This is a genomic window from Synechococcus sp. RC10A2, assembly GCF_047502605.1.
Window position 1 is genome coordinate 40,277 of sequence record NZ_JANSHP010000029.1, and the last position, 11,308, is coordinate 51,584.

Genomic DNA, 11,308 nt, shown 5'->3' on the forward strand with positions numbered 1-11,308 from the left:
AGCATGACTCAAGTCCTGACCATCTCCTGCAAGCTCAAGGTATCTAATTCCCAAGCCGCCAAGCTGGATGCGACTCTGGACGCCTTTGTGCAGGCCTTGAACTGGGTCAACCAAAACACGCCGGAGAAGATCCTCAACGCCCTTAAGCTCCAATCTCTGGGTTACCGCGACATCCGTGCCCGCTTTGGCCTATCCAGCAACCTGGCACAACAGGTATGCAGATGGGTGGTATCTGCCCGCAAGACTGCCAGCCAGAAAAAACCGTCCGGTCAAAGCCTTCAAGGCGGGCTTCGTGACCTACGCTGCCCGCATCTTCTCCTTCCGAGCGAAAGACTGGACAGTATCGCTCACCACCGTTGAGGGGCGGGAACGGTTGGAGCTGTCCATCGGCAACTATCAACGAGGGATGCTGGCCGGCACCAATCCCCAATCGGCCACGGTGGTCAAACGCAAAGAGGGTTCTTACTCCATCCAGATTTGTGTGGAGCATGACCTGCCGGAGCCGCAAAACACCGCCAAGGTCATGGGGGTGGACTTGGGTAGAAAAGACATTGCACACACCTCAGAGGGGGATAACTGGCATGGACAGCCGTTGAACCAGGTCAGAGACCACTACTTCTGGTTGAGAGCGATCCTCCAACAAAAAGCCAGTCAGGGCAGACGCAGTTCACGGCGGAGATGTCGGGAACTGCTGCAACGGCTGTCTGGTCAGGAGAGACGCTTGCAAACCTGGGTCAATCCCTGCATCTCCAAGGCTATTGTTTCCAGGGCAAAGGCGACCGATAGCACGATTGCCTGGGCAGACCTCACTGGAATCAGAGAGCGTGTCAACTCACAGCCGCGCAACAAAACCGAGCGTCGGCGGTCCAATAGTTGGGCGTTCTATCAACTGAGGCAGTTTGTGTACTACAAGGCGCTGCGGGCTGGGGTGAAGGTTGTGGTGGGACGCAGACTACAACGGAGCGTTAGCATCAGCGAAGCGTAGCGCCTATGTCATTGCACTTTTGGGGGCTGCTGTAAACCAGCCGCCCTACATCCCCCCGTATACGGGGGGAAGGGGGGCGGTCGGAGTCGGGTAGTTTACTATCCAACTTCCGCAGCCGCAGCAGCCAGATGGCGACATCTCGTCCGAGGGATCCGCCCAGACGCAGCCGGGATCCCCAGGGCTGAGGCTCGAGGTCGCTGAAAATAAGCTGGAAACACACTGGGCCGTTTCCGGTCTTCGCCCCGCTTCCCTAAGCCCCCTCTGGATATGGAGAGAGCTCTTGTACGCTGCCTTGGGATGGAATAGCTTCATGGAGTTGGCGTAATGGCCGTCAATTTGCATTAGGACTATATTGCAGTCGGCTATCATGAAGCCAAAACTGTTCTTGTCGGATGGATTAGTCTCGTTCGACGATCTGCAGCGATGCCCAGTTCTGCTGAGTCTCTGTCCTCTCCGCTTCCCCAAGGCGAGGCCCTCAAGCCCTCGGTGGTGGCGGCGCGGGAGCCTTTTTTGGGGCTGCTGAGGGATCTGGCACGGGCTTACCAAGCCTTTGAAAATTACGCCGGCGCTCACATTCGGCAGATGGGGCTGACTGCCCCCCAATTTGACGTGTTGGTAACCCTCGGCAACACCCCCGGCCTGACGATGAATGTCCTGGCCCAGAAGACACTGGTTACCAAGGGGACGCTGACCGGGATCGTGGATCGCCTGGAGCAGAAGGGGTTGGTGCGCCGCGAGGTACCCCCAGAAAACCGCCGCTGCTTCAAGATCGTGCTTACCGAAGAGGGGGAAAAACTGTTTGAGCAGGTTTTCCCGGCCCATGTGGCCTACCTAAAGGAGCGCTTTCAGAAGTTGGATCCAGAAGAGATGGCCCAGATCCAGGCTTGCCTGAAAAAGCTGCAGTCTATTTTCCATCTCCCTCGGGGGCAGACCCAGGATTGTTGAGGAGGCCTCTTACCCCAAGACCCAGAGCATCAAGACGACGCCCAGGGTAACGGCGGCAAAGAGGGCGTAGCTAATCCGGCGCAGCGGCTGCAGTTGCATGGCATGTAGATCCTTAAGCCAGCCCAGCCCCAGCGATTCCACAAAGCGATCCAGCACGGCCTGCATGGGGTAGGCGTAAACGGATCCCTGTTCTTTGAAGTTCACCAGCAGGACCAGCAGCGTGGCGTAGCCCCAGAGGAGGCCCCAGAGCACAGCACTCAACCCGATCAAGATGGGCTCAAGCATCGAGCTTCCTTGGCCTTCGGTAGGCGTGACCCCCGCTTCCTCAGTGTGACGAAGTTTTGCAAGATGGAAGGGTTGGATCCCATTTTCAGGCTCTTTTCTGCTTGAAGCCACATCCAGGCCTGCTTTTTAGGACAGGGGAAGGAGGGTTGTCCAACGCAAAAGATGGCAGACTAGGGTTACCTGCCCCACCTCTTCTGGACGAGTCCCTATGAGCTCTCGCTACCTGCTGCTCCCCGCCGAGCCCAAATCGGTCGGTATTGCCTATCTCCTCTGGGCGCTGGGCATATTCGGCATCTGCGGTGTCCATCGCCTCTACTTGGGCAAGACTGTGACGGGCCTTCTCTGGCTTTTGACCTTTGGGCTCTTGGGCTTTGGCCAGTTGATCGACCTGTTTCTGATCCCAGGCATGGTGGACGACCACAACTTCAAGCTGGCCGTCTTGCAGGGGATCCGCCCCTCTCCGGCTCCCGCCAAGGGGGTCTCGGCGCCGCCTCAGCCTTTGAAGGGTCAGGCTTTGATGCGGGAGATCCTGCGGCTGGCGCAGCAGCGGCAGGGGATCCTCACCCTCTCGGAGATCGCCATCGAACTGCCTGCTGATTTTGACGAGATTGAAAAGGCGCTGCGAGAGCTGAGCCGCCGGGGCATCGCCTCCCCCGAGAACAACCTAACCACCGGCGCCGTGGAGTACCACTTCCCTCACCTGTTGCGCTCCCCTGGCGACCGACGCTCCCTCTGACAACGTCCTACTGGGATCCCAGGATGCCGCGCTGTTTGGCTAGCTGCATCGCCCGGCGAAAGGCCAGCAGCCCCAAGGCGAAGTAGAACACGCCGCTGGCCAGAGCCATGAGCAGCCGCAAGGGATCCAAACCCGCCTCCCGCACCATCACATCTCGCAGCAAGCCGGCCCCCGCCGTCATGGGCAGCATCTGCCCCAGCCACTTCAGGGATCCCGACCACTCTTCTGTGGGGGTGGCCAACAGAAACAGCAGGCCAAATTGGCTGAGGATCAACAGTTGTTGGATGCGCTTCCAAATCAAGGCGGCGGATCCCAGCAAAAACGAGAAGCCATAGGCCCCCAGCACCACGCTCGCCAACGGCAACAACAGGGTGGGGGGAAAGTGCAGCCGGCTGCCGGTAAGCAACAGGATGATCCCCAAGATAACGACAACGGTTGAAAAGCGCAGCACCAAGCTGGCGCAGGCCCGCGCCAAAAACAGGGTGGCCGCCGAAAAGGGCGAGAGCAACACCTGCTCCAAGGTGCCTGTCTGGGCTTCCACCTGCAGGTTGAGGGCAATGTCGTTGACCACAAAAATGACCAGCGTCCAGAGCACATAGCCAATCACCACCGCATCCAGCCGTTGTCCAAACTGCGAGGCCGGCCCCGCCACATACTGAGCGCCGGCAAAGAGGGCATAGAAGAAAAAAGTGGTGATCAGGATCCCGCCCAGGGCTTCTGCCGGATAGCGGATGTACTGGATCCAGGCCCGCTTCAGCTCGGCCCAAAATAGGTACAGCAGTGGCCTCATCCCTGCTCCCTTCTCCTTTTCAACAGCTTGAGGAAAATGTGGGTGAGATCCGCTTCCTCGCGCTTGATCCTGAGCAAGGGCAAGGGCTTGAGGATCTCCAGCACCTGATACAAAGTCTCCGAGGAGCCGCTGAAGCGCAGCTGATGGGATCCCAGGATCTCCACCCCTTGCTGGGCCAGGCGTTCCGCCCGGCTGGGATCCAGCTTCTGCTCCAACTCAATCCGGTAAGAGCCGGCGGCGCCGGCAAACTGCCGGATCATCTCCTGCGTGGGAGCTTGGGCAATAATTATCCCCCGCTCGATCACAGCCACTTGGTCTGAGAGCGCCTCGGCTATATCCAGTTGGTGGGTGGTGAGGAGAATGGCCCGACCTGAAGCGGCAATTTGGCGGATCAAGGATTTCACCGCTTGGGCGGCTTCTACATCCAACCCCAAGGTAGGCTCATCCAGCAACAGCAGAGCCGGCTGGTGCAGAAGGGCAACAGCAATGGCCACCTTCTGCTGCATACCCCGCGAAAGGGTTTGCACGGCAACATCCCGCTTCTCCCCCAGGCCAAAGGTCTCCAGCAGCTCTGCCCCCCGTTGGCGAGCCGTTCTGGGGGATAACCCCCGCAGCACGCCAAAGTACTCCAGGTTTTGCAAGGGGGTAAGCCGCCAGTAGAGGTTGCGATTGCCTTCCAGCACCGCTCCCACCTGGGCCAGCGCACCCGGATCGGCGTGGGGATCCCGCCCCAGGATGCGCACGCTGCCGGCATCGGGCTGGATCAGCCCGGCGATCATCTTGATGGTGGTGGTCTTGCCGGCCCCGTTGGGCCCCAGAAAAGCCAGGATCTCCCCTGCCGCAATCGCCAGGGAGACATCCACCACTGCCCGAACCTCCTTGCCCCCCTGCCGGTAGGTTTTCTGAAGGTGGTGGGCTTCTAGAACCTTCATGGGGCAAACACGAGGCAAAAGGGAGTGCAAAAGTTCCACCCGAGAAGGGCCGGCCATCCATCCCAGTTTCTCACGGCAGAGCCCAGCCCCCCCGCAGCCAGGACTAGGTGGCTGTTGGGATCCGGGCTTCCATCAGGGCCAAGCTCATTTTGTCCAGCCACTGCAAAAGGTTCTCCAGTTGCTGGGCCGCAGGCACCATTCCCAGGCCCCGCACCGTCACCTTGCCCGGCTGATAGACAAAGCGAGACTGCAAATGGGCCGGCAGGGCTTCCTTGAGGCGGTTCCAGGCCGGCTCCTCCATGGGGGTTTCCAAAAGCACATGCTCCTTGGCCGGCCTAATGCGGGAAAAGCCCAGCGTGCGGGCCAAAATCTTCAGCTCCATCACCCGCAGCAGCTCCTGGGTGGGCTTGGGCAAGGGGCCAAAGCGATCCTGCCATTCCTGGGCAATTTGCAACAGTTCGACCCGAGAGCCGGCAGCCGCCAATTGGCGATAGGCCTGCATCTTTTGATCTTCGTCAGGGATATAGCTCTGCGGGATCATGGCCGTTATATTGAGGTCAATTTGCGTGTCTTCCACCTGCGGGATCTCTTGGCCGCGAATTTCTCGAATCGCCTCTTGCAACATCTCCAAGTAGAGATCAAAGCCCACCGCGTTGAGTTGTCCGGATTGCTGAGTTCCCAAGAGGTTGCCAATGCCGCGAATTTCCATGTCCCGCAGCGCCAACTGATAGCCGGATCCCAGTTGGGTAAATTCCTGAATGGCCTGCAGGCGCTTGCGGGCCTCTTCGGTGAGGATGCCATCTTCTCGGTAGAACAGCCAAGCATGAGCTTGGATCCCGGCCCGGCCCACCCGTCCTCGCAGTTGGTAAAGCTGAGCCAGACCAAACTCCTGGGCATTTTCGATCAAAATAGTGTTGACACGGGGAATATCTAAACCGGATTCAATAATGGTGGTGCAGACCAAGATATCGATTTCTCCGTTGTTAAAAGCCAGCATGGTCGCTTCCAGCTCCCCTTCCGGCATCTGCCCATGGGCAATGGCAATGCGGGCACCGGGCACCCATTCCCGCAATTTGGCGCTGGTCTCTTCGATCTCTTCAATGCGGTTGACCACATAAAAGACTTGCCCGCCGCGATCCAACTCTTGGCGGATAGCCGTGCGAATGACCTCAGGATTGTAGGGAGAAAGGTGAGTTTTAATCGGGCGCCGCGAGGGCGGGGGAGTCTGGATCAGGCTCATTTCCCTCAACCCCGACAAAGCCATGTACAGCGTGCGGGGAATGGGGGTAGCCGTAAGGGTGAGCACATCCACCTGGGTTTTGAGGAGTTTAATTTTCTCTTTTTGGTTGACGCCAAAGCGCTGTTCTTCGTCAATGACCAGAAGACCCAAATCGCGAAACTGCACATCCTTGCCCAAAAGTTGGTGGGTGCCCACAATGACATCGAGTTCGCCACTTTTGAGGCGGGCCAGGATCTCTTTTTTCTCTTCGGGAGTGCGGAAGCGGTTGAGCAACCCCACTTGAATGGGGTAGGGGGCAAAGCGCTCTTTGAGAGTGTGGTAGTGCTGCTGGGTGAGAATAGTGGTTGGCGCTAGAAGAGCTACCTGCTTGCCGGCGGTTACGGCCTTAAAGATGGCGCGGATGGCCACCTCCGTTTTGCCAAAGCCCACATCGCCACACAGCAGTCTATCCATGGGGCGGGGAGACTCCATATCCCGCTTGATCTCCTGGACGGCGCGAATTTGATCCGGTGTTAGAGGATAGGGAAAAGACTCCTCAAACTCCTGTTGCCAAGGAGAATCGGGCGGGAAGGCATAGCCCTCCTGTTCGGCCCGTTTGGCGTAGAGCTGCAGCAGGTCAAGGGCCACTTTACGCAGGCTCTTTTTGACTTTTTGCTTGGTCTTTTCCCAGGTGCTGCCGGACATTTTGTGCGGTGCAGGGGGCCCATCTCCACTGGCCCGGTAGCGCGAGAGGGAGTTGACCTGGTCGGCAGCCACCCGCAACAAGCCATCGCTGTATTGAATGACCAGGTATTCTCGGGTTTCGCCGCCAATGGTGAGGCTTTCCAGCCGTAAGAACTGGCCGATGCCATGGGCCTTGTGGACAACAAAATCCCCCGGCTTGAGCAGGTTGGGATCCACCTGGCGGGAGCTGGCCTGGCGGCGCTTGCGCACATAGGTGGGGGTGGCCAGGCTGTGCTGGCCGAAAAACTCGCGGTCGGTGAGCACCACCCACCCCAGCGTGGGCAGGAGAAACCCCTCCAGATCTGCCAAGCCGGAGTACTTCAGGGCCACCGGCGTGTAGGACTGGAGCTGGCGCTCGATGGCGGGGAAGTCTTTGGGGTTGGGCACATACTGGGCCGGGCAGTCGTGTTCCTGCAGCAGGGCCACGGTGCGGGAGGGCTGGGCAGAGAGGATCCACACCTGCAACTGCTGCTTGCGGTACTCGCGCAGGGTTTTGGCCAGGGATCCAAACTGGTGGGGGATGGTAGGAACGGGCCGGCTTTTCAGGTCGATGGCGGCGGATTCGGCGGGGTCGGAGCTGGCAAAGGCGCGGGCCAACAGGCGGGGGAAGGGATCCCATTCAGGGGCCTCGAGATCGAAGGGGCGGTGGAAGGGGAGCAGAGCCGGCTCGGCAGCCTGGGCCAACTGCCACTGCTCTTGGGCGTGGTCTAGCCACTGCCGGCTGTGGGCCTGGCACTGCTCCGGCTCGTCGATCAGGATCAAAGTATCGGGATCCAAGTAGCTCAGCAGGTTGGCCGGAGGATCGTAGAGCAGGCCGAGAAAACGGCGCAGGCCTTCAGGGGGGGCGGATCCCTGCGCTAGCTGCTGCCGCAGGGCGGGGGAAAGCTGCTCCATCTTTTCCTGGAGCGCCGGCCAGAGGATGGGTCCATAGCCGGTGGGGGTCAGCCAGACAGAGGGGATCCCGTCTTGGGAGCGCTGGCTGACCGGGTCAAACTCCCGCAGCCGCTCCAGCTCGTTGCCAAACCACTCCAGGCGCACCGGCCACTCGCAGGCCACCGGGAAAACGTCGAGAATATCGCCCCTTTGGCTCCACTGACCCTCACTTTCCACCAGGCTGACCCGCTGATAGCCCAGCCGGGTCAACTGCTGCCCCAACTGCTGCGGCGACAGCTCCGCGCCGGCTTCCAGCCGGAGGCAGAAAGACTGAAACACCTTTGGGGGGGGGAGGTGGGGTTGCAGGGCCCGCTCCGTGGCCACAATGGCCATGCCCTTCCTGCCCTGGAGACAATCGGCCAGCACCTGCAATTGTCCCCACACCAGCTCCGGCTCCAGGTCAAACGGCTCGTAAGGGGAAGCCTCGGAGGTGGGATAAAGCTGCACGCTCTCCCAGCCCATGCCCTCCAGTTGCGCCGTCCAGCGGCCCGCCTCTTCCAAAGTGGCAGTCACCACCAGCAGGGATCTTCCCTCCTGCTGGGCCAAAGCCGAGGCAACTAGCCCCTTCGCGATCCGACCTGCCCCCTGAATGGCAGCCCGCCGCCGCGATCTCAAGCGGGCGGCCAACTCTTGCATCGAGCCCGATCGGGCGAGAAAGTGCACCAGCGGGACAAACGACATTTTCCTCCCACACTGCCAACTCAAGCCGGGATCCCAATTCTGGCAGGCTCTGCGGCCAATTTGCATGACGTTACTCCCGCCTCTCCACCAGCCATTTCGGGAGCCCGGACGCGGATCCCTAGGCTGCCGAGTTTAGAACCCTGTTTATTCTGTAGTCTGCTTTACACGAAGAGAACCCCTCCTCTCAGGATCCTAAAGTTAACCTTTAGAATCGAGCAGCCCATCGATGGTCTTGGTCAAGATGTGATCTTAGAAGGAACAAAGAGGATAGCCTTCCCGGCCTCATTCAAATGGGTAGGGATGTCTGCAGCTGAGAAGATATCCCCCCTACATAGGGATGTGCCTGCACAAGCTGTAGCAGAGATTGTCGGGAAAAGTCGAATTCGCCCATCCAAACTTGGTGCCAATCATGTTTCTAGATACCCTTGCACTTTCTCGTCTCCAGTTTGCCCTCACGGCCATGTTTCATATGCTATGGCCGGTTTTAACAACAGGAATGTCCATCTATCTTGTTGTAATTGAGGGACTTTGGCTGAAAACTCGCAATCTAGATTACTATCGCCACGCTCGCTTCTGGTCAAAGATCTACGTGTTAAACTTTGGCCTTGGCGTGGCCTCGGGGTTGCCGATGGCCTTTCAGTTTGGCATGAACTGGGCCCCTTTTTCTGAGGCGGTAGGTGACTTCTTTGGAACCATCCTAGGATTTGAGGGCACGATGGCCTTTATGCTGGAGGCCAGCTTCCTGGGGATCATGCTGTTTGGCTGGGAGCGGGTGCCGCCAGTAATTCACTGGATCTCGACAATCTTAGTGGCCTTCGGTGCCAACCTCTCTACCTTTTGGATCCTGACGGCCAACTCCTGGCTGCAGACGCCGGCAGGGGGGATATTTGTCGATGGGAAGTTCGTGGTACGTGACTACCTGCAGGCCATTTTCAATCCCTTCATGGTCAATAGCTTTCTGCACATGTTTTTTGCCACTTTGGAAACCTCTTTGTTTGTCATCGGTGGCATCAGCGCCTGGTACATTCTCAAGCGGCGGCACAGCGAGTTTTTTTCCCGCTCCCTCAAAGTGGTCCTGGTGATGGCGCTGGTGGTGGCCCCTCTGCAGGTGTTTATTGGCCACTTGAGCGCGGAGCAAGTGTATCGCTATCAACCGGCCAAGCTGGCGGCTATGGAGGCCCAGTGGGAGACGCTCCCCGCCGGCGAGAGGGCGGACTGGAGCCTGTTTGCCTTGCCCAATGAGCGTGAGGAGCGCAACGAGTGGGAGGTGAAGATCCCCGGCGCGCTGGGCTACCTGCTCGAGTTCAAGCCCAGGCTGGATCGACCGGTGCAGGGCCTGAAAGCTTGGGATCCCCAAAATCGCCCTCACATGATTGGCCTCATCTACTACTCCTTTAGGACGATGGTGGCCATTGGCTTCTTTATGGCCGGGCTCGTGGGGGCTACCTTGATCCAGTGGTTGAGGGGCAAACTGTCGGCGGAGGCCCTTTCCCAGCAGAAGTGGCTGATGTGGGCTTGGGTCTTTGCCGGCCCCTTGGGCTACATTGCCGTCGAGGCTGGCTGGATTGTCCGCTGTGTTGGCCGGCAGCCCTGGATTGTGTACGAGCAACTGCGCACGGCGGAATCGGTTTCGCCGCTGCCGCCAGGAGAGGTGCTGTTTTCTTTGGTCGGCCTGAGCGCCTTGTACACGGTGTTTTTCGTGGCCGCTCTTTACTTCGGCAGCCGCATCATCCGCAAAGGGCCTAATCTGGAGCTGCCTGCCCCCGTTCCGGCAACCCAGCCGGTGATCGTGATCGAGCCTGCCAGCCACGAGCCGGATCGCCGTCCGGCAGAAGCTCGGTAGCGCCGGTGCAGCTCCAACAGAACCCAGGCGACACAGCAGGCTCCTTATCCAAACAGCAGCCAAGCCGTTGGTTACGTCGATTTCCAATTCCCCTCTCCCAGAGGGCGAGGGGGGTAATGTCTCGAACTGGTTGGAAATACCCAAAGCGGAGAGAAGGACGATGGAATCTTTCGAGCCTTTACAGCAGTTTTTGCCGCAAGTCTGGTTTTTTATCCTCGGTCTATTCCTATTCCTTTATGTCTTGCTGGATGGATTTGACTTGGGAGTGGGCATCCTCTCCCTGACGGCCTCCAGCGAAACGCGCCGCAGCATTCTCATGACCAGCCTGGGCAATGTTTGGGATGCCAACGAGACCTGGCTGGTGCTGATGGGGGGATCCCTGTTCGGGGCCTTCCCCCTCGCCTACGCCACCATTCTCAACGCCCTCTACCTGCCGCTGGTGATCATGGTGGTGGGCCTGATCTTGCGGGCCGTTTCCTTCGAGTTTCGGGAAAACGCCGACAACAAGCTGGTCTGGAACCTGGCCTTTGGGGTGGGTAGCTTTTTGGCGGCGCTGGGCCAGGGGTTTGCCCTGGGCAGCGTCTTCGAAGGGATCCGGGTGGACGAAGCCGGCCACTTTGCCGGCAGCCCCTGGGATTGGCTGACCTGGCGGACAGTGTTGGTGGCCCTCACCCTGATTCAGGGCTATGTCTTAGTTGGCTCGGCCTACTTAATTGTGAAGACCACGGGGGAACTCCAGAAAACCTACTACAAAACGGCAACCATCGCCACCTGGACAACGTTGCTGGGGGCAGTGTTTATCACCATCAGCACCCCCATCATGTCGGAGCAAGCGCGCTCCCAACTTTTCTCGCCTCCTCTTTTCTATATCTTTGCTGCCATCCCCGTTTTGGGGCTTTTGTTGGTGGCTCTGTTGCTGCGCAGCCTGCGCCGGCGAGAAGAAACTAGCGTGTTGGTTTATACCTTTCTCATCTTTGCCCTTTCTTTTATTGGCCTGGGGTTTATGGTTTTCCCCAACATTATTCCTCCCAGCGTCACCATCTACGAGGCAGCAGCTTCTCCCAGTTCGCTGGTGTTTATGCTTACCTTTATTGGCTTTTTGATCCCGGTTATCTTGTCCTACAACATCTACAACTACGTGGTGTTCCGGGGCAAAATTGTGGTGCAGGAAGCAGCAGCAGAAGAGGCCAAAGTTCCGGAAGCAGCTTAAAAGGT

At 58.9% G+C, this 11,308-nt stretch carries 8 protein-coding genes and 1 pseudogene; 5 read left to right on the forward strand and 4 right to left on the reverse strand.

The window, feature by feature from the left end:
- Positions 1 to 3: 3 nt before the first annotated feature.
- A pseudogene (locus tag NW848_RS03150) lies at positions 4 to 943 on the forward strand (RNA-guided endonuclease TnpB family protein); the annotation flags it as partial.
- Between the two features lie 465 nt (positions 944 to 1,408).
- The gene (locus NW848_RS03155) at positions 1,409 to 1,930 is read left to right on the forward strand and encodes a MarR family winged helix-turn-helix transcriptional regulator (protein ID WP_228375232.1); all 522 of its coding nucleotides are present in this window, start codon (positions 1,409 to 1,411) and stop codon (positions 1,928 to 1,930) included.
- Between the two features lie 9 nt (positions 1,931 to 1,939).
- On the opposite strand, the gene NW848_RS03160 is transcribed toward NW848_RS03155, so the two are convergent.
- On the reverse strand, positions 1,940 to 2,215 hold the full coding sequence (locus tag NW848_RS03160) for a hypothetical protein (protein WP_099813128.1): 276 nt from the start codon (positions 2,213 to 2,215) through the stop codon (positions 1,940 to 1,942).
- Between the two features lie 208 nt (positions 2,216 to 2,423).
- Here NW848_RS03160 and NW848_RS03165 point away from each other — a divergent pair, with 208 nt between their 5' ends.
- On the forward strand, positions 2,424 to 2,951 hold the full coding sequence (locus NW848_RS03165) for a TM2 domain-containing protein (protein ID WP_099813127.1): 528 nt from the start codon (positions 2,424 to 2,426) through the stop codon (positions 2,949 to 2,951).
- 7 nt (positions 2,952 to 2,958) lie between these two features.
- On the opposite strand, the gene NW848_RS03170 is transcribed toward NW848_RS03165, so the two are convergent.
- From NW848_RS03170 to mfd, 3 genes are read right to left on the reverse strand one after another with little or no spacing between them, the layout of a single operon-like run.
- The gene (locus tag NW848_RS03170) at positions 2,959 to 3,741 is read right to left on the reverse strand and encodes an ABC transporter permease (RefSeq protein WP_011430591.1); all 783 of its coding nucleotides are present in this window, start codon (positions 3,739 to 3,741) and stop codon (positions 2,959 to 2,961) included.
- On the reverse strand, positions 3,738 to 4,730 hold the full coding sequence (locus NW848_RS03175; protein WP_228375236.1) for an ABC transporter ATP-binding protein: 993 nt from the start codon (positions 4,728 to 4,730) through the stop codon (positions 3,738 to 3,740). Before NW848_RS03175 ends, NW848_RS03170 begins: the two co-directional genes overlap by 4 nt.
- Before the next feature lie 46 nt (positions 4,731 to 4,776).
- Positions 4,777 to 8,250 carry a transcription-repair coupling factor gene (mfd, locus tag NW848_RS03180; protein ID WP_414508831.1) on the reverse strand — a complete coding sequence of 1,158 codons (3,474 nt, stop codon included), beginning with the start codon at positions 8,248 to 8,250 and terminating at the stop codon, positions 4,777 to 4,779.
- A gap of 409 nt (positions 8,251 to 8,659) precedes the next feature.
- On the opposite strand from mfd, the gene NW848_RS03185 reads away from it, so the two are divergent.
- Together NW848_RS03185 and cydB are read left to right on the forward strand one after the other, a co-directional pair.
- On the forward strand, positions 8,660 to 10,093 hold the full coding sequence (locus NW848_RS03185) for a cytochrome ubiquinol oxidase subunit I (protein WP_414508832.1): 1,434 nt from the start codon (positions 8,660 to 8,662) through the stop codon (positions 10,091 to 10,093).
- Between the two features lie 160 nt (positions 10,094 to 10,253).
- A complete protein-coding gene (cydB, locus tag NW848_RS03190; RefSeq protein ID WP_099813124.1) occupies positions 10,254 to 11,303 on the forward strand; it encodes a cytochrome d ubiquinol oxidase subunit II in 1,050 nt (349 codons plus the stop codon).
- Positions 11,304 to 11,308 lie beyond the last annotated feature (5 nt).

Excerpts from the sequence above, each read along its gene's own strand:
- mfd (WP_414508831.1), bottom strand. The coding sequence starts at position 8,250 with ATGTCGTTTGTCCCGCTGGTGCACTTTCTCGCCCGATCGGGCTCGATG.
- NW848_RS03155 (WP_228375232.1), top strand. The coding sequence starts at position 1,409 with ATGCCCAGTTCTGCTGAGTCTCTGTCCTCTCCGCTTCCCCAAGGCGAG.
- NW848_RS03175 (WP_228375236.1), bottom strand. The coding sequence starts at position 4,730 with ATGGCCGGCCCTTCTCGGGTGGAACTTTTGCACTCCCTTTTGCCTCGT.
- NW848_RS03185 (WP_414508832.1), top strand. The coding sequence starts at position 8,660 with ATGTTTCTAGATACCCTTGCACTTTCTCGTCTCCAGTTTGCCCTCACG.
- cydB (WP_099813124.1), top strand. The coding sequence starts at position 10,254 with ATGGAATCTTTCGAGCCTTTACAGCAGTTTTTGCCGCAAGTCTGGTTT.
- NW848_RS03165 (WP_099813127.1), top strand. The coding sequence starts at position 2,424 with ATGAGCTCTCGCTACCTGCTGCTCCCCGCCGAGCCCAAATCGGTCGGT.
- NW848_RS03160 (WP_099813128.1), bottom strand. The coding sequence starts at position 2,215 with ATGCTTGAGCCCATCTTGATCGGGTTGAGTGCTGTGCTCTGGGGCCTC.
- NW848_RS03170 (WP_011430591.1), bottom strand. The coding sequence starts at position 3,741 with ATGAGGCCACTGCTGTACCTATTTTGGGCCGAGCTGAAGCGGGCCTGG.